The sequence below is a fragment of the Varibaculum sp. genome, from assembly GCF_008661855.1.
Taxonomy (GTDB): Bacteria; Actinomycetota; Actinomycetes; order Actinomycetales; family Actinomycetaceae; genus Varibaculum; species Varibaculum timonense_A.
This window is the reverse complement of record NZ_RPZY01000057.1, coordinates 48,161-69,963: the sequence shown is the minus strand read 5'-3', so window position 1 is coordinate 69,963 and position 21,803 is coordinate 48,161. Positions and strand designations below refer to the sequence as shown.

The 21,803-nt window shown below is 49.4% G+C and carries 20 protein-coding genes and 1 tRNA gene; 6 read left to right on the top strand and 15 right to left on the bottom strand.

Annotated elements, in window-relative coordinates:
- The first annotated feature begins 28 nt into the window (after window positions 1-28).
- A complete protein-coding gene (locus QZT94_RS08205; RefSeq protein WP_296762449.1) occupies window positions 29-1,654 on the top strand; it encodes a TrkA C-terminal domain-containing protein in 1,626 nt (541 codons plus the stop codon).
- 1 nt (window position 1,655) lies between these two features.
- Here the strand turns inward: QZT94_RS08205 and QZT94_RS08200 are convergent, their stop codons facing one another.
- From QZT94_RS08200 to QZT94_RS08175, 6 genes are all read right to left on the bottom strand, one after another.
- Window positions 1,656-3,134, bottom strand: coding sequence for a cation:proton antiporter (locus tag QZT94_RS08200; protein WP_296773346.1), 1,479 nt, complete (start codon window positions 3,132-3,134; stop codon window positions 1,656-1,658).
- The gene (locus QZT94_RS08195; protein ID WP_296773345.1) at window positions 3,049-3,720 is read right to left on the bottom strand and encodes a cation:proton antiporter; all 672 of its coding nucleotides are present in this window, start codon (window positions 3,718-3,720) and stop codon (window positions 3,049-3,051) included. The genes QZT94_RS08200 and QZT94_RS08195 overlap by 86 nt, the downstream gene beginning before the upstream one ends.
- A 163-nt stretch (window positions 3,721-3,883) precedes the next feature.
- Window positions 3,884-4,873 (bottom strand): bifunctional riboflavin kinase/FAD synthetase, encoded by a 990-nt coding sequence (locus QZT94_RS08190; protein WP_072509996.1) that lies wholly within the window; start codon window positions 4,871-4,873, stop codon window positions 3,884-3,886.
- Window positions 4,874-4,875: 2 nt separating this feature from the next.
- Window positions 4,876-5,055, bottom strand: a complete 180-nt coding sequence (locus QZT94_RS08185; RefSeq protein ID WP_296762452.1) for a hypothetical protein — start codon at window positions 5,053-5,055, stop codon at window positions 4,876-4,878.
- Between the two features lie 151 nt (window positions 5,056-5,206).
- Window positions 5,207-6,574 (bottom strand): 6-phospho-beta-glucosidase, encoded by a 1,368-nt coding sequence (locus QZT94_RS08180; RefSeq protein WP_296762455.1) that lies wholly within the window; start codon window positions 6,572-6,574, stop codon window positions 5,207-5,209.
- On the bottom strand, window positions 6,571-7,308 hold the full coding sequence (locus QZT94_RS08175) for a DeoR/GlpR family DNA-binding transcription regulator (RefSeq protein WP_296762457.1): 738 nt from the start codon (window positions 7,306-7,308) through the stop codon (window positions 6,571-6,573). The genes QZT94_RS08180 and QZT94_RS08175 overlap by 4 nt, the downstream gene beginning before the upstream one ends.
- A gap of 79 nt (window positions 7,309-7,387) precedes the next feature.
- Between QZT94_RS08175 and QZT94_RS08170 the strand changes: the two genes are divergently transcribed.
- From QZT94_RS08170 to QZT94_RS08155, 4 genes are all read left to right on the top strand, one after another.
- Window positions 7,388-8,320, top strand: a complete 933-nt coding sequence (locus QZT94_RS08170) for a carbohydrate kinase family protein (protein WP_270625129.1) — start codon at window positions 7,388-7,390, stop codon at window positions 8,318-8,320.
- Between the two features lie 26 nt (window positions 8,321-8,346).
- Window positions 8,347-9,705 (top strand): extracellular solute-binding protein, encoded by a 1,359-nt coding sequence (locus QZT94_RS08165; RefSeq protein WP_296762459.1) that lies wholly within the window; start codon window positions 8,347-8,349, stop codon window positions 9,703-9,705.
- Between the two features lie 72 nt (window positions 9,706-9,777).
- Window positions 9,778-10,671: a sugar ABC transporter permease gene (locus QZT94_RS08160; protein ID WP_296762461.1), complete on the top strand. Its 894-nt coding sequence runs from the start codon at window positions 9,778-9,780 to the stop codon at window positions 10,669-10,671.
- Between the two features lie 2 nt (window positions 10,672-10,673).
- Entirely contained in the window at window positions 10,674-11,480 is an 807-nt protein-coding gene (locus tag QZT94_RS08155) for a carbohydrate ABC transporter permease (RefSeq protein ID WP_296762464.1), read from the top strand.
- A 1-nt stretch (window position 11,481) separates the two neighbouring features.
- On the opposite strand, the gene truB is transcribed toward QZT94_RS08155, so the two are convergent.
- The 5 genes from truB to QZT94_RS08130 all read right to left on the bottom strand — a co-directional run bounded on the left by truB (window position 11,482) and on the right by QZT94_RS08130 (window position 17,725).
- Window positions 11,482-12,516 carry a tRNA pseudouridine(55) synthase TruB gene (gene truB / locus QZT94_RS08150; protein ID WP_296762466.1) on the bottom strand — a complete coding sequence of 345 codons (1,035 nt, stop codon included), beginning with the start codon at window positions 12,514-12,516 and terminating at the stop codon, window positions 11,482-11,484.
- A 58-nt stretch (window positions 12,517-12,574) separates the two neighbouring features.
- Window positions 12,575-13,099 carry a 30S ribosome-binding factor RbfA gene (gene rbfA / locus QZT94_RS08145; protein WP_296762469.1) on the bottom strand — a complete coding sequence of 175 codons (525 nt, stop codon included), beginning with the start codon at window positions 13,097-13,099 and terminating at the stop codon, window positions 12,575-12,577.
- A gap of 70 nt (window positions 13,100-13,169) precedes the next feature.
- Entirely contained in the window at window positions 13,170-15,944 is a 2,775-nt protein-coding gene (gene infB, locus QZT94_RS08140; RefSeq protein WP_072510000.1) for a translation initiation factor IF-2, read from the bottom strand.
- 307 nt (window positions 15,945-16,251) lie between these two features.
- Window positions 16,252-17,241: a transcription termination factor NusA gene (gene nusA / locus QZT94_RS08135; protein WP_072510001.1), complete on the bottom strand. Its 990-nt coding sequence runs from the start codon at window positions 17,239-17,241 to the stop codon at window positions 16,252-16,254.
- Window positions 17,242-17,260: 19 nt separating this feature from the next.
- Window positions 17,261-17,725 carry a hypothetical protein gene (locus tag QZT94_RS08130; protein WP_072510002.1) on the bottom strand — a complete coding sequence of 155 codons (465 nt, stop codon included), beginning with the start codon at window positions 17,723-17,725 and terminating at the stop codon, window positions 17,261-17,263.
- A 61-nt stretch (window positions 17,726-17,786) separates the two neighbouring features.
- On the opposite strand from QZT94_RS08130, the gene QZT94_RS08125 reads away from it, so the two are divergent.
- Window positions 17,787-18,896 carry a hypothetical protein gene (locus QZT94_RS08125; protein WP_296773343.1) on the top strand — a complete coding sequence of 370 codons (1,110 nt, stop codon included), beginning with the start codon at window positions 17,787-17,789 and terminating at the stop codon, window positions 18,894-18,896.
- A gap of 16 nt (window positions 18,897-18,912) precedes the next feature.
- Here QZT94_RS08125 and pth read toward each other — a convergent pair whose 3' ends face one another.
- The 4 genes from pth to QZT94_RS08105 all read right to left on the bottom strand — a co-directional run bounded on the left by pth (window position 18,913) and on the right by QZT94_RS08105 (window position 21,740).
- Window positions 18,913-19,509, bottom strand: coding sequence for an aminoacyl-tRNA hydrolase (pth, locus tag QZT94_RS08120; protein WP_072510004.1), 597 nt, complete (start codon window positions 19,507-19,509; stop codon window positions 18,913-18,915).
- 82 nt (window positions 19,510-19,591) lie between these two features.
- Window positions 19,592-20,209 (bottom strand): 50S ribosomal protein L25/general stress protein Ctc, encoded by a 618-nt coding sequence (locus tag QZT94_RS08115; RefSeq protein ID WP_072510005.1) that lies wholly within the window; start codon window positions 20,207-20,209, stop codon window positions 19,592-19,594.
- 239 nt (window positions 20,210-20,448) lie between these two features.
- A complete protein-coding gene (locus QZT94_RS08110) occupies window positions 20,449-21,426 on the bottom strand; it encodes a ribose-phosphate diphosphokinase (RefSeq protein WP_072510006.1) in 978 nt (325 codons plus the stop codon).
- Between the two features lie 242 nt (window positions 21,427-21,668).
- Window positions 21,669-21,740, bottom strand: a tRNA-Gln gene (locus QZT94_RS08105).
- Between the last annotated feature and the right edge of the window lie 63 nt (window positions 21,741-21,803).

Sequence of the window (21,803 nt, the reverse complement as noted above, 5' to 3'; positions counted from 1 at the left end):
GGAGCTGGCAGCTTGCTGACATCGTAGAATGCGTTTTACAGATTATCCTCGCTATCCTGAAAGGGTGATGCAAATACTCGCCTCTTCTCCCCTATTGACCCTATTTTTAGTAATCGCCCTGGGAACTCTATTCGGTTCGATACCTTTCGGTCCCTTAAAGTTCGGTGCTGCCGGAGCCTTATTCGTAGGTCTCGCCGCTGGCGCCCTCGACCCAGCGCTCGGGGAAAACCTTTCCCTGGTATCTGCCATCGGCTTGGCACTTTTTGTCTACACTATCGGCTTATCAGCGGGCGCTTCTTTCTTCCGCGACCTGCGCAAACAAGCACCTCTTTTGATTGGGGCAGTTGCTCTGCTTGCCATATATGCCTTGATCGTGACCTTCGGCGGCAAAGCCTTGGGGCTTAGTTCCCCGCTACTGGGAGGAATGTTCGCCGGTTCGCTAACTACCACCCCAGCTCTAGCAGCCGCGACCGACGCTGCCGGAGGAAGCGCCCAGCCCGCAGTAGGATACGCGATTGCCTACCCGGTGGGGGTAATCGTAACCATGGTGGTAGTGACAGCACTCATGCGGATAAAACTTCCAGCGAAAAATGACCCAAACCCGGCATCAGCGGCCGGACTTTTTACCCAAACTATTCGGGTAGAAAACCCGATGAGAATCCAAGAAATACCGGGGATTGCCGAGGTCGTGGGGTCTTCGGAAGGCGGGCTACGGATTTCCTATCTGCTGCGGGACGGCAAAATGCAGGTTGCCCACCCCGATGGGGAACTAAAAGCCGGAGATTTAGCTTTCCTGGTTGGCATTCCGGATGCGGTTAAAACCGCTGGAAAAACCTTAGGCACGCCAATAGGGGAAGACATCTCTGCTGACCGGAAAGATATAGATTTCCGTCGCTTCACAGTTTCCAACCAGCGTTTAGTGGGGAAAAAAGTTGCAGAGCTGTTCTTACCGGCTCGTTTTCAATCACTCCTAACCCGCGTGCGCCGAGCCGACACCGATATGCTTGCCACTGCTGAAACCCGCCTGCAAATGGGGGATCGGGTATTAGTTGTCTACCCAATAGAACGGTTAAACGATATTGCTAAAACTTTCGGGGATTCGGAACATAAAATCTCTGCCATCGATTATCTGCCATTCGGACTCGGGATTGCCGCCGGGGTGGCACTTGGACTCATCACTATCCCCCTGGGTTCTCTCGGCTCACTCGCCTTAGGCGCCGCGGCTGGTCCGCTGGTAGTGGGATTACTACTAGGGCGCATTGACCGGTTGGGGCCATTAGTATTCTCCCTGGCGCCCTCGGCAAATAATATGTTGCGACAAATGGGACTGGTGCTATTCCTGGCGGCAGTAGGTTTATCATCTGGACCAGCCTTTGCCAGTAGCGCCTTTTCCCTTACCGGAATAAAAATCGGGCTATTGGCTGCTGCCGGTATAGTGCCAGTGCTGGTGGCATTCTGGCTGCTCGGAAAATTCTTAGGGCTTTCTACTGCCCGGATGGCGGGGGCAATTGCCGGTTTCGTGGGGCAGCCGGCAATCCTCAGTCACGTACAGAGCACTATCCCCGATGAGCGCTGCGAATCCGGATATTCTGCCACCTTCGCCCTCGGGATTATTGCAAAAATCGTGCTAGTACAAATCGTAATGGTGCTTTAGCTTAATGACCAGTATCAGCATAATTCATTTGTAACAGGTAAACTTCTTGCCGCAATGCATCAGCCAAATCATCACTGAGAGTACCGTCTTCCCGTAAATCCTGAATACAGCCCAGTTGCAGCCGCAAGGACTCTTCTTCTAAGTCATCGACTTTTGCCTGCAAATCATTACGGTAAGAGCGCGAATCATTCTTCAAAACTTTAACTATCTCTTGGTGATCTTCCAGCAGATAGCTAGCAACTTGACGCTCCAAATCGTCGGTGGTGCTTTGACGGGCACGCAAATACTTGATGGCTTCCTCTTCCATGCGTAAACGCATCGCCCGCATCCCATTAGGATTCTCGACTACCGGGACAGAACCAGACCTTAACCGCATCTTCTTGAACCAGTCCCCTAAACGGTTACGCAGAAACTGACCAACACCGCGCAAGCTTTTCCCAGGATGATGCGCGGTAGACTGCGAACCCGACAATAGTAAGGAGCGACGTAAAACTTTGCGCATAGCCACTACTACCGCTTTATCTGCCTGCCCAGAATCCGCGATTTCATCGAGTAGACGCATCTGGTGACGAATAGTATCAATCCGAATCTCACGGAAAAGATTATGAGAATGAGAAGAATCCAAATCCTCATTAATTTGGCGGGTCAAACGGGTACAAACCACCGTGACCGCCAAAGGGGAACGCGGCGCGAACTCTTCCCGCAAAATCTTGATTACCTGCTTCTTTACCCGGGCACGTGCCTGATGAAGCTCGGTATCATCAGGTATTTCCGGAGCAGGAGTAAGCAAGGGGGTCAAGAAATTAGCCATTAGCAAAGTCAATAAAATAACGCCGGAAGCAATAAAGATTAACTCACCGCGGGCAGGAAACTCTTTTCCTCCCGCCGTCACCAGTGGCAAAGTGAAAGCAATCGATAAGGTAACTGCCCCTTTAGGTCCAGCTAACGTGGTGACCAGGGAATTTTGAATAAGTTTGAGAGTGCTAACCTTGCCGCCCGCAAAAACCTCTGTAAACTCTATTGAGGATTTGTCCCGTCGCTGCAAACGCAGGTAGTAGCGCCAATCGAAAAGCAAAACCCATACAAAACGCAGCACTACACTGAGGGAGGTTATCGCAAAAACTAGCCCAATTAGGGATAACGGATTAGAATTTTCACGCCAAGTACTGTTAAACACCCCCGGGATTTGCGTACCCAACATGATGAACACAATCCCGTTGAGAATAAACGCGACGACTTCCCAAACCGAACCGGACACCAGACGTACCCGAGCAGCAAAAGCACTCGTCCTCTGCGGAAGTAAAGTAACCAAAAGACCACCGGCAACTACCGCTAAAATCCCCGAAACGTGTAGCTCTTCGGCAATAATAAAGAAAACGAAAGGTGAAAGCAGTTCAAAAGTCACATGGAAAACCGTGGACTCTAGCCCAATCCCCCGCACCGCCTTGAGTATCAGCAAAGATACAATCCCCAGTAACACCCCGAGAGACAATCCCCCCAAAAACGAAACCGCAAAAGCTCCGGCCGCATTTGGTGAAAGAAAAAGCACTAGTGACGGCGGCCGCCACCGCGAACTGAAAAGAAACAATCCCGGAAGCATCATTAATCAGGGCTTCACCAGCTAACAAAGTGCTTTGCCGCGAATTAAGTTTTACCGTTCCCGACAAGGCTCCTACTGCAACCGCATCGGTCGGCCCCAACGCCGCCCCCAATGCAAAAGCCGCCGTAAGCGGGATTGACGGCTCTAAATAGTTCAAGAAGAAACCCACAGCTAAACAACTGCAAATGACTAAGCCAATCGCCAGATTGAGCACTGCCGAAAAATGCCGATAAAGCAATCGTTTAGAAACGTTTCGGGATTCATCATAGAGCAAAGGAGCAATAAAGAGCACCAAGAACAGCTCGGGATCTAAACTAAATTCAAGAGGTCCGCTGATAAAAACGGCCATTAGCAAACCAATCCCGATTTGCACCAACGGCAGAGAGACTCGCGAAATCATCTGGTCAAGGACTGACGAAAGCAGCACAAAGCTCAAAACGACCACTACAAAGTGCAAAGTTTCCATTCTTTAGCGTCCCTAGTCTTTTATTTTCAGTTTTGATAAGTTCAGCCCCACCACCCGCTATATAAATCCTCTATGGATTCAAAAGGGCGAAAATCAGGCTTTTCGTTGCCAGCAGCTCCAGCAGTCAGCTACCCCCAGGTAAGCGAAGTAGCTGTCTAGCGAGCTATTGTGCGGTTACATCCGCAGGATTAATTCTACCAGCTGGAGGAACACCCAGAATTTCGCTACAGGAACGCAAATCTTCATCCATTCGCGCAAGCAGTTTTTCTACGCTCTCTAGTTTCAGCATCGGACGCAGATGAGCAATAAAATCTATCGCAACTGGTTCATCATAAAGATTAAGGTCGGCCCGCCCTAACACATGAGCTTCCACCGTAACCTTGTCCCCAGAAAACTGAGGATTAGTACCCACCGAAATCGCGGCCGGTAAATGCTCAACCGCGTTAGTGCCAGGAACTGAACGTATCAACAGCCCCGCGTAAACCCCATTAGCGGGAATCACCAGTCCGGCAGTCTGCCCCAGGTTAGCGGTGGGGAAACCAAGCTGACGTCCTCGTTGAAAGCCCCGTTCTACGATTCCCCGCAGCCGGTAGCTGCGCCCTAAAATCTGGGCGGCGCCCTGAACGTCTCCCCTTGCCAAACATTGACGCACCCGCGTGGAGGAGTAACGTCGCGCTTGAGCGTCAGTAATATCGGCAACCTCAATCACCTGAAAGTCCTGTTTACTGCCGGATTGACGCAAGGTTTCAATATCCCCACAGTTATCGCGGCCAAAACGAACATCTTGTCCCACCACGATTTCTTTTAGATGTAAACCATCTACAAAATAGCTATCAATAAACTGTTGGGGAGTTTGATTAGCTAAATCGCGAGTGTAGGGTACTACCCAGGTGGCATCCAGCCCTAGAGCAGCTAAAGCATCTAGCCGATCTGGGAGAGGTTGAATTAGGGCGGTAGGGTTGGTCGGGTTATGAATAACCGAAGGGTGCGGGGAAAAGGTTACTGCCACCGCATATAGCCCGTCTCGTTTCGCCCTGGATACTACAGTTTTAATAATCCGAGTATGCCCCTTGTGTACCCCATCGAAAATTCCGATAGTGGCTACCGTGCGCTCGTTAGTTTCCAGGTGGGGAGGACGTGTCCAGATTTGCACAGTTAGCTACCGTTTTTAGTTACGCCTAGTTCTGGACGACCATTTGCTGGTACTCCTAGCTCACCGGTGCGTTTTTCTTCCGCAGTTTTTCTGCTTTTGCCTTTACCTCCGCAGCCGCAGCCACAGCCACAGGTTTTCTTGGCATTGTTTCCGATGTTTGCGGTATTTTCGTCTTGGCTCATGCTTCTCCTTTAGCTACTTTGCAAACTTAATACATTTCGCCCTGAGGCTTCCACTGGCTCAGCCAGCAGCGATAATCACGATATACCAAATCAAGCAGATATAGTTCTCTAAAAAGAAAACTCACCTACCTGCAAATTTTAATATCAGTAACTAGCTTTTAAACACTTTGGCAATTAGCGGGTTTTTCTCACAGTAGTCATTTAGGAGCTTGCGAGCCACCAATACCGAATCTACTAATGGATGGGAAGCGAAAGCACGCCAAGCCTTGGTTTTATCCCCTTCCATAGCAGCATCAATAACCAACTCTTCACATGCTTTAACCGAAGTTATCAGACCCAGCTCTGCCCCAGTAACCGGGGCTACTTTCTGAGGGTGAACACCGCTACCATCGACCCAACAAGGAACTTCGACCACGGCTTGTGCATTTAGCTCAGGAATCAGCAACGGAGTTTCTACGCAATCCCCATTACCGACATTAAGAATCATTCGAGCTGGAGTATCCAGAGTTAGTGCTTCCATAATTCCCAGAGCAACTTCTTGGTAGCCGCCTCCAGCAATATCTTCTGCACGCCTTCCAGCCCGTTTGTCTGGGTCTCTCGATTCTGCCATATAAGTGGCTTCTCGCTCATTATGATATTGATTCCACAGCTGCCAAGCTTTCTGCGGGTTTTTTAACACGTCTCGATAAAAACCGCTTTGCTGACTGTTAAGAAATTCCCCTCTGGTTTGCGCCCCATTTTTAATACGGGACAGTGATTCGCGATTTAAATAGTAATAGTAAAGATATTCATTAGGTAGCTTCCCAATTGCGCGAATCCAATCTCCCCCTATAGTGCGAGCCTCCTCCATATAATCCAGTAATTCGTCGTCCGCGAGCAATCGTGGAAGCAAATCTTCCCCATCTTTTACCAAGGTCCGCAGCCAACCAAGGTGATTTAATCCCACATAATCAAATTGCACATCCTCTTGGTTTACCCCTAAAGCCGCGCAAGCTCTGCGCATGAGACCGATTGGGGTATCACAAATACCAATTACCTTATGTCCCAAGATTTTTCGCATCGCTTGAGTGATAATCCCTGCCGGGTTAGTGAAGTTGATTGTCCAACTTTCCGGTGCAACCTTTTTAATAGTGCGAGCCAGCTCTAGGGCTGCGGGGATAGTACGGAGGGCGTATGCATATCCACCGACACCAACGGTTTCCTGACCTAGAACACCATGCCCCAAGCCAACCCGCTCGTCAGTAATGCGACCACAAGTTCCCCCAATCCGCATGGCTGAGAATACAAAATCAGCATTGATAAGAGCCTCAGACAGATTACAACAAGCTGAAACCGATGGACTGATCGAGCGATCTAAGAACCCTGACCCTCTCAAAACCGCCATGATTGCATCTGTACGTGCGCAATCAACATCATATAGAACAACTTCATCTACTCGGAGTTTTGCTTCCGGGCTGCTTAGAACTTCTATAACCTGGGGTACTCGAAAACCGCCACCCCCAATGATTACTAACTTCATGCAAAAATCACCTCTATTTTTTTAGTTTGTTCAGGAAGTAATGAACTATCAGCACTGGTTACCAATCCGGTCATGTTCTCTATGTAAGTAACATTTAACAAGCCAGATCCCGGGAATTTATCGGTAGCAGCTAATAGGTAAGTATTTAGCGAATGTTCCAAAATACTGTGTTTAATGGGTACTTCAATACCGGTAGAATCCAATACCATCCCATCGGATCTCACGCCAGAAGTTCCTAGGAAAGCATAATCGGAAGTAATTTGAGAAAGGGCATTTTCCGGAATATTTCCCACTAATGAACGGTAAGACTGACGCAGCACTCCCCCAAGAACAATAAGTTCCGTTTGGGGAGAGTCTCGTAATTCATCAACTACCGCCAACGAGGTAGTAATCACCGCTAACTCTCGACCACGAAGTTCTCTAGCTAATGCCGCACCTGTGGTTCCAATATCAATGATTACGGTCGTACGATCCGCTATTAACGCCGATGCAGCTTTAGCGATACGTTGCTTTTCATCATGAGCATATGCCGCAACCTCAACGAAAGGGTTTACATCAGATTCGATAACACCGCCACGAACGCGAGTCAGCATCCCTTCACGATCAAGAAGTGATAAATCTCGGCGAATAGTGGAATCTGAAACCTGTAGATGGTTAGCCAACTGGGAAATGGTCATATTCCCGTTTTTTTTGACGATATTGGCAATTTGCATCCGGCGTTGATGTGGCAACATGACTTAAGTTTACCCCACTTTCTTTCAATTTTGCGCAACTTTACGCAATTTCTGTCAGTTTTTGTGCAATAATAGCCACATGCGTGATTTATCAGGCTTCTTGAAGCAACACAACACTGCCTCCAAGGCGACACACGTGATAACCGCTGGACCACTATTTCTTGATTTAAACTTTACCGGTCTTAAAGCTTTCCCGAGCCTAGGGCATGAAATCTGGTCGGACTCTTTGGAATGGGGACCGGGTGGAGTAGCCAACCAAGCAATAGCCTGCGTTCGGCTGGGAATGAGCGTCGAAATATGCAGTTTTATCGGCAATGATTTTCTAGGAAACATCTGCAAACACGCACTAGAAACAATGGGAGTAGATATGAAATACTCCCAACAAAGGGAGCATCAAAACTTAACAGTTGCTCTCCCCTATCAGGGAGAACGCGCCCTGATAAGTCACGGAATGCCGTGCACCCCACCTCTTCCCCCATTGACCCGTCCACCAGACTTCTTATCTATCGGACTGGCAGATGTTGCCGCAAACTCCAAGCAAATTAAATCTTGGCGTGAGCGCGGAACCAAAGTTATAGCCGATGTTGGCTGGCAAGACACCGAGAATCCAGACTTAATCAACACAATTAACGAGGTGGACATCTTTGTACCCAATAGCGAGGAAGCATGTGCACTTACTGGGCTCAACAACGTTAGTCTCGCTGCTAATAAACTAGCTAGCCTGGGTACAGATATTATCGTCACGCAGGGAAACGATGGAGCTTACGTTCACTCCCGAAATAATCAAAGATATGATTTACCGGCTCCAAACGTCTGCGTTAAAGACACCACCGGAGCAGGAGACACTTTCACTGCCGGTCTAATCTGGGCATTAAGTGCAGAGCTCAACCTGGAAGATGCAGCAACCATTGCTATTTATATAGCTAGCTTACAAACCACTAGAGCCGGCTCAGCTCTGGCTGCCCCCACACTTGGAGAGCTAAAAGACTTCTATCAAACAATAAATCATTAACAGAACAGACACCGAAAGGATATGCAATGAAGCATTGGCAGCACGCTGCGGCAATAACTGCGATGGCAGCACTCAGTATCGGAGCCCTTAGTGGCTGCGCACCTCAAAAGAGTAGCGAATCTAGCGAGCAGAAGACTACAGAAATAGTCACTGACATTTCTAAGCTACCTAAACAGACTTTAACAGTTTGGGATCAAGAAAGTCGTGGAGGACAAAACGAGCAAATAGAAAAACTGAACAAAAAGTTCCAAGAAAAATACCCAAATATAACAATAAAACGAGTATCGAAATCTTACGATGACCTGACCACCACCCTCGCTCTTGCGCTATCAGGTAAGGACGGTCCTGACGTTGCGCAAACAGATAACGCCCGTTCTATGATGGGCAAATTTGTTAGCGCGAAACAATTAGTTTCCCTAGAACCATGGTCAAAAGCCTACGGCTGGGAGAAGAACTACTCCAAAGACATATTGGGCTATGCGCGATACTCTACCGATGGCAAAGACTTCGGTACCGGAAACCTATATGGTCTTCCCCAAGTTGGCGAATCTGTCGGCATCTATTATGCGTCTTCAGAACTTAAAAAATACGGCTTGGAATCCCCCAAAACCTGGGAAGATTTCAACAAAGCTCTAAAAACCATTAAAGATAAGGGCGGCACTCCCCTCATGCTGGGCAACGTGGAACAGTGGCCCGGAATCCATGTTTGGGGAGTGGTTGAAGGTGCTAGCGAAAAAGCCGACACTATCCGTACCCTAGGATTCGGAAACAAGGGAGCTAGTTGGAAAACCGAGGGAAATAAAAAAGCTGCCGAAACCTTAGCTAACTGGGCAAAGAGCGGGTATTTCAACGAAGGCTATAACGGCTTAGATTATGATTCCGTCTGGCAGTCTTTCAGCAAAAAAGAAGGAGTATTCCTGATAGCAGGTTCCTGGTTAGCGCCTGATTTAAAAGCAGCTATGAAAGACGATGTAAAGTTCATCCTTCCCCCAAAGAGTGAGAACATGGACAAAATACAAACCACCGGAGGAACTGGTCTGCCGTTCACTATCTCCACCAAAGCAAAAGACAAGAACGTTGCTGCTGCTTATATTGATTTCATTACTAACCAAGACGCGATGAAAGTACTATCCGAAACCGGCAATGTCCCTATCAACAACACTGCAAGTTACCTAGGAGATAAAACCGATATCACCGCGGATGTCCTAAAAGCTTTTGAAGAACTGACTACCAAAGGCAATGTCCTTCCCTATATGAACTATGCCTCCCCCACCATGGATAAAGACTTGGGTGCGGCACTACAAAGTTTATTAGCGTCAGAAACTACCCCGGAAAAATTTATAGAGACGATGGACGCTCACTATAACAAAGCCATACAACGGTAAACACAACTGTCAGGTTTGGGAGTTGCTGCTTGCAGCTCCCAAACCTGACAATTCCCTAGGAGATGATTCCCATTGAACCAGCATCACCAGGAGAAAAAGCACTTAAGACGCGGCAGCGAGTTTAGCGCCTGGGCACTTTTAGCTATCCCAGTTATTTTCTATAGTCTTTTCATGCTTTACCCCATAGTCCGGGTCTTCGGTTTTTCTCTCTACGAGTGGGACGGATTATCGGATCCGAAATGGGTAGGTATTGACAACTACCGCCTTTTATTCTCAAATCCGGTACTGTTATCTTCGTTCACACACGCAATAATTCTGATTATCTTCTACGCCATAATCCCTCTAGTTATGGGAATGCTGCTAGCTTCTCTTCTAATTCGAGGTAAAGCTCCCGCCACTGGTTTTTTCCGAACAGTTATGTTCCTACCGCAAGTAATAGCTATGGTGGTTCTAGCAATAGCATGGCGTCAGCTTTATGCCCCAAACGGACTGGTCAATTCAGCTTTACGTCTTATAGGTTTAGACACTATTACTCGCGGTTGGCTCGGGGACTTCAAAACGGCGCTCATCGCTGTAGGGTTCATTGGCACCTGGGTCTCGACCGGCTTAGTCACGGTTCTACTCATGTCAGGTATGACCAGAATTCCCGAAGAATACTATGAAGCTGCACGGGTTGATGGAGCAGGACCTATTCGCCAATTCTTTTACATTACCGTTCCGGGAGTACGTGCAGAGATTGTTGTCTCCTTAACTTTAACCATTATCGCAGCTCTAAAGACTTTTGACCTTGTATATATAACTACCTCCGGAGGCCCGGGTTCATCAACTTCCGTTCCCTCCTATGAGGTCTATAACCATGCGTTCCGTCTCGGAGAGGTGGGAGTAGCTTCCTCCCTAGCTGTTGTTTTAACTCTAATAATTTTCTTCATCAACTTAGGTGTAAACCTCATAGGAGAACGAGAGTAACCATGCATTCCAGGAAACAAAAAACACTTACTTTCATCTTGCTAACGGTAGCAACCATATTGACGCTAACCCCAATTCTCTATGTTGTTTATCTTGCCTTATCAGCGGAAAAGGTAGGAGATACCTCCTGGTTCCACCCAGAAAACTTCATTACTGCCTGGCATCAAGGACATTTCTCAGAATATATGTGGAATTCTTTCCGCATAGCGGTTGTAGTGGTCTTTATAGCCCTGGTTCTATCGATAATGAGTGGCTACGCCCTGGCAGTGTTAAAACCACGCGGCGAAAAAATCATTTTCTTTTTATTCTTACTCGGATTAATGATTCCAACAGAGGCAATCATTTTGCCGCTATACTATGATTTTCGCAGCCTGGGATTAACGGACACTATTTGGGCGGTTGCACTACCCCAAATCGCTCAATCCTTAGCATTTGGAACATTTTGGATGCGAGCATTCTTTCGAAACTTTAACCCCGGAATTATTGAAGCTGCCCGCATAGATGGCGCTGGGAACTTGCGTATTATGTATCAAGTTCTAATACCTTTAGCTATACCAGCTTTGGTTACATTAGTTTTACTAACCTTTATGTGGACGTGGAATGACTTTTTAATCCCACTCATTATGTCCCCGTCTGGAATAGTTATGACTGCTCCCCTTGGATTAGCGTTCTTCCAAGGACAATATACTCAAGGTTCAACCCTTCTGGCAGCAGGAGCCGTGTGGGTGGCATTACCAATGGTTATAATCTATTTCTGTCTCCAGCGGTTCTTTATCTCTGGAATGGTTGATGGCGCAGTTAAGGGATAATCTACGAGCGGAGATTTAGGACGCTGCGCCAGGAGTTATCGCGAAGCCGCGCCAAAAAAGCTATCGAACCTTGAGCGTCAGCCAAGGCATAAATGGTATCTGGATTTGCGAAACAGCCCCCAATAGTTTCAAGATTAGCTGGCGGACGTTGCCCATAACCCAGAGCGGTAATAACCTCTACATTCACCGGACAAACCGGAAACATCCTCGCGCAGATTTCATCAAGATTAACTACTGGCAACTGCTGTTCATCGGTAACTAGACGCGATAGTTCCTGCAGGTTATAGACAGGAAAAGCAGAATCCTCCGCCTCATTTTGGGTAGAATCTAGCCCAAAAAGACCAACCCTAACCCGCCGCAAACCCCTAAGATGCGCCCCTATACCCAGTTCATTACCCAAATCTCGCCCCAAGGCACGAACGTAAGTACCAGCCGAACACGTCACCCGAATATCCTGATAAACCACCCGGACCCCATCGAGGACGCCCTCTTCCGGTTGCCCAAGCAAAGTAAGCTCATAGATAGTAATCGGCCTCGCCGCAAGCTGCACATTTTCTCCGCTACGAATACGGTCAGCTGCCCTTCGACCTCGGATTTTTAAAGCCGAAAAAGCACTAGGAACCTGCATTACCTGCCCACACCAATGCTGCAATACGGTCTCAATCCCCGCTAAATCCTGTATACCAGCACCCCGTTTAGCGGTAATAGTTCCCTGCGCGTCCTCGCTATCAGTTTCCACCCCGAAACAAACCCGGGCAATATAGGTTTTCTTTAGCCCTTGCAGATATTGCAAAAGTTTAGTGCCTCGACCAAGACCAACAACTAATACGCCTGATGCCGCCGGATCCAAAGTACCGGCATGACCCACCTTGCGAGTAGCCGCGAGGCGACGCAGCCGGGCAACCACATCATGACTGGTAATCCCCAGGGGCTTATCAATTGCTAACACCCCATCACCAGCTGTGACTTGGGCGCGGGGAACTTCAATATCTGCTCCTTTTGGAGCAAAAGTAGGGTCAGAACTAAGTGAATCCACAGTCAAAACTATTCAACTCACCACTTCACATTTTGCGGTTACCAATAGCGTCCAGACCTTAAGAATTATCCGTGTCTGGAAAACTATCGGTATCAGCAAAACCATCTTCACCAGTCCATTCAGTGAAAGTAGGCTCTGCTTCTTGAGGTTCAAAGATTTTCTTTTCCCGAGGCTTACGGTAAGGATCTTCCTCCCCGGCATAACTAGCTGCCTGAGCCCCTTCACGCAGATTCACATCCGAGTCGAGGGCGCTGGCAAGGGTTTCTTCAAAACTGGCAGTCTGCTGCGGCAAAGCATCCAAAGTGAACTCGATACTGGGTGTCAAGCGAATACCAAGAGCCTTGCCGACCTCTGAACGAATCAGCCCTTTGGCACTGTTCAACGCTTTCGCGGTTTTTTCACGCTGCTTTTCATCACCAAAAACCGTGTAAAACACAGTAGCATGCTGCAAATCGCCGGTAACCCGACAATCAGTGATGGTAGTAAAACCAATACGCGGATCTTTAACCCGGCGTTCCAATAGCCTAGCCACCGTGGTCTGAATCCGTTCCTCAACTCTGCGCCTACGAGCCTGATCAGCCATGAAAACTCCTTCACCTAAAAGTGGCTTTTCGGGCGCAAACAGCTCGCGCCCGAAAAGCCGACCAGTAACGCTAATCGCGCGGTTTCTCTACCATTTCCCAGGTTTCGATATGGTCACCAACCTGAATATCTTTAATCGCTAAGGAAATACCACATTCGTAACCCTCGCGAACCTCAGTCACATCGTCTTTCTCGCGACGCAAAGAGGAAATCTGAAGTTCAGGTTCAACCACGATTCCGTCACGTACCAAGCGAGCCTTGGCGCCCCGCTTGATCAGACCCTCACGCACCACCGAACCGGCGATATTACCAAACTTAGAGGAGCGGAAAACCTGCAAAATCTCTGCCACACCCATCTGCTTTTCTTCATAAATGGGTTTGAGCATACCTTTCATAGCGCTCTCAACATCTTCAATCGCCTGGTAAATAACGTTATAGAAACGCATATCTACGCCTTGCGAATCAGCATATTCGGCTACGCGCTGCGCCGGACGCACATTGAAGCCGATAACTACCGCATTGTCTACGCTGGCCAGGTTGATATCGTTTTGGGTGATTGCGCCTACGCCACGGTGAATAATCCGCAACTGCACTTCCTCGCCCACATCGATCTTGAGTAGCGAATCCTCCAAGGCTTCGACCGCGCCAGAGACGTCGCCCTTCAAAATCAGGTTCAAAGTATCTACCTTGCCCTGCTCCAAAGCCGCGTTGAAATCTTCCAAAGAAATCCGTTTGCGACGTTTGCCCAGTTGGGCAGCGCGTTGCTGCGCTTGGCGTTTATCGGCAATCTGGCGGGCAGTACGTTCATCTTCTGCCACTAACAAAGAATCACCGGCTCCCGGCACACTGGTTAAACCAAGAACAGCCGTGGGGAAGGACGGACCGGCCTGTTCAACTTGGTTGCCGTATTCATCAAGCATGGCACGAACCCGACCATGAGCCGAACCCACCACAATCGAGTCCCCGACCCGCAAGGTACCGCGCTGCACCAAAATCGTAGCGACCGCGCCCCGCCCTTTATCCAGGCGAGTTTCAATCGCGACCCCGCGAGCAGCAGCATCCGGGTTAGCTTTCAGCTCTAAAGCAGCATCCGCAGTCAGCAGCACCGCTTCTAGCAATTCGTGAATACCTTTGCGCTGTTTAGCCGATACATCAACGAACATTACGTCGCCGCCATATTCTTCGGCCACCAGACCGTATTCAGTGAGCTGAGCGCGCACTTTATCCGGGTTAGAGTCAGGTTTATCAACCTTGTTTACCGCTACCACAATCGGCACATTGGCGGCTTGGGCGTGGTTAATCGCCTCCACTGTCTGAGGCATAACCCCGTCATCAGCGGCAACTACCAAAATCGCGATATCGGTTACTTCCGCCCCGCGCGCACGCATAGCGGTAAAGGCTTCGTGACCAGGGGTGTCAATAAAGGTGATTGCCCGGCGAACCTCGTCCACATCGATATTTACCTGGTAAGCACCAATATGCTGGGTGATTCCCCCATGTTCAGCGCCCACCACATCGGTATCACGGATAGCGTCCAATAGTTTGGTTTTACCGTGGTCTACGTGCCCCATAACCGTAACTACCGGAGGACGCGGCAAAGCGTCCTCTTCATCGCTTTGTTCCTCTTCGCGTAGGTTAATATCGAAAGATTCGAGTAGTTCGCGATCTTCATCTTCTGGGGAAACTACCTGTACCTGATAGCCCAGTTCAGAGCCGAGCGTCATCAAGGTGTCCTCGTCCAAGGATTGGTTCGAGGTTGCCATTTCACCCAAGGTCATCAGCACAGTTACCAAGGATGCGGGATCGCAATCAATCCGATCTGCCATATCGGCTAGTGAAGCCCCAGACCGTAGGCGTAAAGGCGTGGAACCATCCCCGTGGGGAACCTGTACGCCGCCAATCTTCGGAGCGGTTTGTTGCTCGTACTCGGCGCGTTTAGCCCGTTTGGATTTACGCCGTTTAGATTTCGAGGAACCGCCGCGACCAAATGCCCCCTGAGTGGCACCGAAACCGCCGCGACCACGGTTATTCATCTTGTGACCGCCGGGACGACCAGGACCGCCCGAACCGCCAGGTCCTCCTTGTCCGGCTGCACCGCGGCGCTGACCACGGGAAGGAGCCGGTTGATCCATCATGGGAGTAGTTGCGGAATGTGCCGGCATTACGTTGGGGGTTGCCGAGGACTGACGACGATTACCCTTTCCGGGGCGACCTCTTCCGCTGCTCTTACGCTGCCCTGAGGTTCCCCCCGGACGGGGCATTCCCTGTGAGGACGCGAACGGATTATTACCCGGACGCGGCCCGCCAGGACGAGGCATTCCCTGCGCAGAGGCGAACGGGTTGTTGCCCGGACGGGGCGCGCCAGCACGAGGTGCCGGTTTTGGCGCAGAACTTCCCGGCGATTTTCCGGGTTTAGGAGCTGGTTTAGGTCCACTTGGGGCAGATTTTGGTTTCTCTGCTTTAGGTGCTGGCTTTGGACCGGGTTTAGGACCCGGTTTAATTGACGCCGCTTTCTTGGCTTCCTCCGAGGGAGCTGGTTTGTTATCTTCCTTGGCAGTGCCGGCAGCTGCTACGGTTTCATTTTCTTGCGTTTTAGCTTTTTTAGCCGCTTTAACTTTAGCGGTTTTACTAGCGACTTTTTTCTTCGCTTCTTTAATTTTGGGAGCTGCTGCTTCTACCTCTACGGCGAGCTTGGCAAAATGCTCACGCATTTTACGCGCAACCGGAGCCTCTATTGTAGAGGACGCGCTTTTTACGAACTCTCCCGAATCTTTCAGTGCCTGCAGCACGACTTTCGAGGTGGTTCCGAGCTCTTTCGCTAACTCATGAACTCTAAGTTTCGCCACAATTCTCCTTGCTGGTCTGCCCAGCGAGGAGCAGACTATTGGTTTAATTGGCAGATCATCGCTGGTTGCTCATCGGGTGACCATCAGCTTCCAACCCTGCTTTCCTGTATCGGGTATCTACAGGGTGTAGATACCGGTAACCTTACTTTTAGAGTTCCTGCGGTGGTCACAATAAAGCACCGGTCAAGGCGAAAGCCCAGAACCGGTGCAGCCATTGCAACCAATGTCAGGTTCTACTTCTATACTAACGCTTTAGCTCAAAATACCCGAAGCCACCTAAGGGACAGGGAACAAAACTGTCGCTGTTTTAAGATTCTGGCTGCGGGTCTTCTAAATCGGTATCAGAGTGAATGTCAATCTTTGCTCCGGTTAAACGAGCAGCTAAACGCGCATTCTGCCCCTCTTTTCCAATGGCGAGAGAAAGCTGGAAATCAGGAACAACCACGTGCGCTAAAATATGCTCAGCTGGTTCAACCGTGACAGAGGTAACATGCGCAGGTGATAGGGCGTTAGCGACAAACTCGGCTACATCCTCAGAATAATCAATGATATCGATTTTTTCGTGGTTAAGCTCGTTCATCACGGCTCGAACCCGCCGCCCCATCGGTCCGATACAAGCCCCTTTAGCGTTGATATTTGGGCGGGAAGAGCTCACCGCAATTTTGGTACGATATCCGGCTTCGCGAGCCACCGATTCGATTATTACCTCTCCGGAGGCAATTTCGGGAACTTCCCGAGCAAATAGACCGCGCACTAAATCTGGATGCCGGCGGGACAGCTCGATACGTGGACCTTTGTCTCCGCGCATAGTTTTAACCACTACTGCCCGAATCCACTGACCGTGACGATATTTTTCCCCAGGGACCTGTTCGGTTTTCGGCAAAGCTGCTTCATATTCTCCGACTTTGACCACCACGGTATCTTTGTCGCCACCCTGTTGGATAATCCCCGAGACAATTTCGCCCTTTTTATCCCGGAAAGACCCTAGTACCTGGTCGTCCTCGGCTTCGCGTAACCGCTGCATAATGATGGAACGAGCAGTGGTGGTAGCGATACGTCCAAAACCGGAGGGGGTGTCATCGAATTCGCCAATCTTGTTGCCGTCCTCATCAATTTCGGCAGCCATGACAATTACGTGACCGTTCTTGCGGTCAATTTCTACCCGCGCGTCCGCTAATGCGCCGGGAGCATTGTGATACGCCTTTAGTAAAGCATCCTCGATGGCAGACACCAGGGTATCTAAACTAACGCCCTTGTCTGCCTCAACCATGCGCAGCGCGGTCATATCAATATCCATTGATGCTCCTTACGAGCCTTTAGAACCGTACTACCATCTGCGCGTGTTCAATATCTTTAAGGGCAATAACACGCGAACCGCTGGCAGTTTCCAGTTCGATTTCTTCAGTTGTTGTAGCCAATAGTTTACCCTCTTCACTGGCACTGTCATATTTTCTTACCTGAATATAGTGACCAATTGCCCGCGAATACTGGCGTTCGTCCTTTAAGGGGCGTTCAATTCCCGGAGTTGTGACCTCTAAGTTATAGCTAGCTTTAATCGGGTCTGCCTGGTCTAGATGTTTAGATATTGCCAAGGTAACGGCAGAAAGCTGATTTTCGAGGACGGGTCCAGGCCCTCGCGGTAAATCTACCGTCACTACTAAGCGGGTATATTTACCGGCTCTTTTTAGTGACACGTCCTCTAAATAGAGCCCTACCGCTTCACAGTCGGAGGTTAATAAGTCGCGGAGTTGTTGTTCTAGTTTTGTTTTTTCTTTCGTCATTTCTTTGCCTCGCTAATCTAGCATTTCAAAAATAATGTTACCCGTGGCAAACTTAATCTTGATGAGAAAAACCGGCATTGTTTCCTTAACCTTAATGCTCGCCGTTTCCTTGAGTATTTCCGGCTGCGGCGTACACCTTGATGATGGTAGCGGGGATACGGTTATTGCCAGCAAGGTTCAAATGGCTCGCTATCGCGCTAGCGCCTGCCAGGAGGCAATACAGGCAGGAATTGAACAAGTTTTTCAAGGCAGTCCCAATCTCTTAGAGTTCAAGAACCGTTTCGCTAATCGCAGTAAAGCTCTTGGTTCTAGATGGCCTAGCACCTCGGTGAAACTGAAAGGCAAGGCAAAGCCAGAAAATCTGCCCGAGCCCCTCCCCTTCCGTACTCCGGCAAATGCCCAGGCTTTGCTACAAAAAATGGTGGATTGTCAGGCAGATACATTAAATGACGGGATTATTCTTAGCGCCCTCGTCGCGCGGAGTCAAGATTCCACTCAGGGTGATAAGGACGAGGAAAAGCGGTTGCGCGATACTGCCACCTTGGCGAAAGTGCTGATCTCGGCAGGAATTGGGATGGGGCGGGACAATAAACAAATTGCGGCGACCGCGACCCAAACACTGCCTACAGCCCGCCCTAGTGAGCTTTCGCCGCTGCGTTATATAAATGGCAAGTGGAGTACCGATAAGTCCAGCCCGGAGGATAAAGGCAGCGAAAAAGGAACAAAACAGCCCTTAACCCAGGCGCAAAAGGTAGAACTGGAACGCATCATCGGGCAACTGGATTCTTTACGTTTTAATCTGGAAAAAAATGTGGCTCAAGGGGGCGAGATACAGCTAAAACGGCTGGTTTCTAACGCAATTACTCCTTTGCTTCGTCGTGAGCTTCAGGAACTGGTTAGCCAGCTGGGTTCCGATCCTCGGCAAGCAGCCTACCAGCCGTACCCTGGTCTTAGCGGCGCTGACAAGAAAGCAATCTCTCATGGTTTAACTCTTGCGCAGCAGCTACAAATTGATTTGGTTTCTATAACGCCCAATTTGCAGGATTTGGGGCTGATTCAAACGCTAAGCAGTTTAAGTGAGCTACAGGAACAGTTAGGTTTTGATTCTGGGGCTTTACCGGGATTAAAGGACGTGTCAGCAACAGTTAGTAGTTCCGTTTCCGTTAAGTAGTGCCTGCTAAGGCTAACTAGGATTTTTGGGAATTAAGTCGCTGTTGAGCCTGGGTAAATCCCAAGCTCACCACGTCAGTTACCGCGTTAGCTGCATTTATTACTGTCTCTTCAAGTAGAGCCTTTTCTGCTCGCCCAAAGGGGGATAACACATAGTCAGCTGGGTCTTGCCGAGGGTGAGGACGACCGATACCTATCCGTAAGCGGGCATAGTCTTTAGTTCCGAGGCTCTGAGAAATAGAGCGTAAACCGTTGTGACCGCCCTCGCCACCGCCGCGTTTTAATCGTAATTCATGGGCGGGTAAATCAAGCTCATCATGGATTATTAGCAGCTTAGAAGCGGGATCTATATTAAAAAACTTGACCAGTTTTGCGGTTGGAATTCCCGAAGTGTTCATATAGGAATCTAAAGCAGCAATATTGAAAGTCGATATTTCGCTTCCAGGATAGCCCAGATGGACGGTAGCCACTTGGCAGCCACTTTTATGGCGGCGTAGCTGGACTCCCTGACTTTCCGCTAGTTCTTTAATTACTAAATGCCCAGCGTTATGACGGGTATAGGCATATTTTTCTCCGGGGTTACCCAGACCAATCACCAGCCAGGATTCTTGCACTTTCGCTCCCTAACAACTTTAATTCTGTACAAAATTGGTTTCGGGGAGGGCGTCAGCCCTCCCCGAAAAGTATAACCAGAGATTATTCCTCTTCAGCAGCTTCTTCTTTTGCTGGCTCTGCTGCTGATTCGCCCTCGCCCGCTGCCGGCTCTTCCGGCATTTCCTCGGGCAGAGTAATCGAGAGTACGTCATGGTCACCGTCCAAAGTGGTGGTGACCCCGGCGGGCAGCTCTAGGTCGCGAGCGTAAAGTACGCGACCTTCTTCCCAGCCTTCAACGTTGATGGAGATTTCTTCCGGAATTTCTAGCGGGGATACCTCTACGGGCAAGTGGAATACTTCTAGGTTTACCACGGTACCGGGTGCAGATTCTCCCACGAGAACAACTGGTACTTCGACCTCTACTTTTTCATCACGGCGAACTTCTAGCAGGTCAATATGTAAAATATCGCGGCGTACCGGGTGGCGCTGAATCTCTTTGATAAGAACTAGATGACTCTTGCCGTCTACCTCTAGATTGATAATCGCGTTCGGGTTATCTTTGACAATTAGGAAAGCTTCGTGCCCTGGCAGATTTAGATGTAGGTTCTTTTCAAGGGTGTGACCATAAAGAACTGCGGGGATTAGCCCTAAGCGGCGTGCCCGGCGGGCAGCACCTTTACCAGTTTCTTCACGTAGTTGTGCAGTTAGTTTAGCTGCCATTATTTTTCCTCCTTAGGTTTACTGATATTACTGGACCCCGGAGGACGTGAGAAAACCTCACGGCCACGTCGATTACGGCACCTATTGGTTAATCAATACGCGCCCTCGCCGAGGCAACCTTGATTTAGCATATATTCCCAATCCGGGCGGGTAAAACCAAAGCCCGAAAAGGTCTGGCAACTCACATTTATTGCCAGAAAGTATTTTATCCTGCGGTTCTTTTAGATACTGCCGGTACTTTAATCCTGATCAAAGAGAGCAGTAACCGATCCGTCATCAAATACAGTCCGAATCGCACTGGCCAGCAGCGGAGCGATTGGTAGTACCGTCAGCTGCGGGAAACGCTTATCAGCCGAAATAGGCAGAGTGTCGGTAACGATAACTTCCCGCGCCCCACAGGTGGAAAGACGTTCAGCGGCAGGCGGAGAAAGAACTCCGTGAGTAGCAGCCACAATCACATCTTTTGCCCCCGAATGTAGCAGCACCTTTACCGCTTCGGCGATAGTGCCACCGGTATCGATTAGGTCATCTACCAAGACACAGGTTCGTCCCTCAACAGTGCCGACTACCCTATGAGCCACTGCCACATTAGGACGGGTAGTATCCCGGGTCTTGTGCACGAAGGCCAGTTCGCATCCACCTAACTTGTTTGCCCATTTTTCAGCTACACGGATACGTCCTGCATCTGGGGAAACTACCGTCAGGTTGGTTTTATCTACCCGACTCTTCACATAGTCAATCAGTACTGGTTGTGCATAGAGATGATCCCAAGGCCCATCAAAGAATCCCTGTTCTTGGGCTGCGTGTAAATCTACGCTCATCAAGCGGTCAGCACCGGCAGTTTTGAACAGGTCGGCGATTAGACGGGCAGAGATGGGTTCACGTCCTTGGTGCTTCTTATCTTGCCGTGCATAGGGGAAGAATGGAGCCACCACGGTTATCCGAGCAGCCGATGCCCGCTTTAAAGCATCAACCATAATCATCTGCTCCATCACCCATTTGTTTAACGGGGTGGTGTGAGATTGCACCACATAGCAGTCTGCCCCGCGCACGGATTCAGAGAATCGAACATAGATCTCGCCGTTGGCAAAGTCGTAGGCGACAGTAGGAAGTACCTCGGTGTGTAGTTCCTCGGCGATTCCTTGCGCAAGTTCGGGGTATGCCCGCCCAGGCACAATCAGAAGATGCTTTTGACCTGCGGATTTAATCCCCGTCATGCTGTTTACCTTTCACTTTCTGGCCGATAATGCCATATCGTTATTTTGATTCTACAAGTCATTGTTTGCCTAGCGAGTCATTCCATAACGACAGTTAGATTCATCTGAAAAAATTGTTTTCCGTAAAAACTGTTCGGGGTGCATTTATCAGCAGATAAGACAATCGCTAAGGAGGGCGTGTTTTCCACTATTTGACCCCTTGCCGGTAGCCGGATTGGAAAAATAGGCATATCAAATGCCAGTTCCGCCCCCAGGATTCGAACCCGGCTCTCAAGGCACCAAAAGCCCGCGTGTTACCTATACACCAGGGCGGATCACTCCTCTATATTACACAGACAAAAATAATTTCCTAAAACCGCACTTGAGAACCGGTATAT

Excerpts from the sequence above, each read along its gene's own strand:
- QZT94_RS08115 (WP_072510005.1), bottom strand. The coding sequence starts at position 20,209 with ATGGCAGCTAAACTAACTGCACAACTACGTGAAGAAACTGGTAAAGGT.
- QZT94_RS08155 (WP_296762464.1), top strand. The coding sequence starts at position 10,674 with ATGCATTCCAGGAAACAAAAAACACTTACTTTCATCTTGCTAACGGTA.
- QZT94_RS08195 (WP_296773345.1), bottom strand. The coding sequence starts at position 3,720 with ATGGAAACTTTGCACTTTGTAGTGGTCGTTTTGAGCTTTGTGCTGCTT.
- rbfA (WP_296762469.1), bottom strand. The coding sequence starts at position 13,099 with ATGGCTGATCAGGCTCGTAGGCGCAGAGTTGAGGAACGGATTCAGACC.
- nusA (WP_072510001.1), bottom strand. The coding sequence starts at position 17,241 with ATGGATATTGATATGACCGCGCTGCGCATGGTTGAGGCAGACAAGGGC.
- QZT94_RS08205 (WP_296762449.1), top strand. The coding sequence starts at position 29 with ATGCGTTTTACAGATTATCCTCGCTATCCTGAAAGGGTGATGCAAATA.
- QZT94_RS08180 (WP_296762455.1), bottom strand. The coding sequence starts at position 6,574 with ATGAAGTTAGTAATCATTGGGGGTGGCGGTTTTCGAGTACCCCAGGTT.
- QZT94_RS08110 (WP_072510006.1), bottom strand. The coding sequence starts at position 21,426 with ATGACGGGGATTAAATCCGCAGGTCAAAAGCATCTTCTGATTGTGCCT.
- QZT94_RS08185 (WP_296762452.1), bottom strand. The coding sequence starts at position 5,055 with ATGAGCCAAGACGAAAATACCGCAAACATCGGAAACAATGCCAAGAAA.
- QZT94_RS08130 (WP_072510002.1), bottom strand. The coding sequence starts at position 17,725 with ATGACGAAAGAAAAAACAAAACTAGAACAACAACTCCGCGACTTATTA.
- QZT94_RS08125 (WP_296773343.1), top strand. The coding sequence starts at position 17,787 with ATGAGAAAAACCGGCATTGTTTCCTTAACCTTAATGCTCGCCGTTTCC.
- QZT94_RS08170 (WP_270625129.1), top strand. The coding sequence starts at position 7,388 with ATGCGTGATTTATCAGGCTTCTTGAAGCAACACAACACTGCCTCCAAG.
- QZT94_RS08175 (WP_296762457.1), bottom strand. The coding sequence starts at position 7,308 with ATGTTGCCACATCAACGCCGGATGCAAATTGCCAATATCGTCAAAAAA.
- QZT94_RS08165 (WP_296762459.1), top strand. The coding sequence starts at position 8,347 with ATGAAGCATTGGCAGCACGCTGCGGCAATAACTGCGATGGCAGCACTC.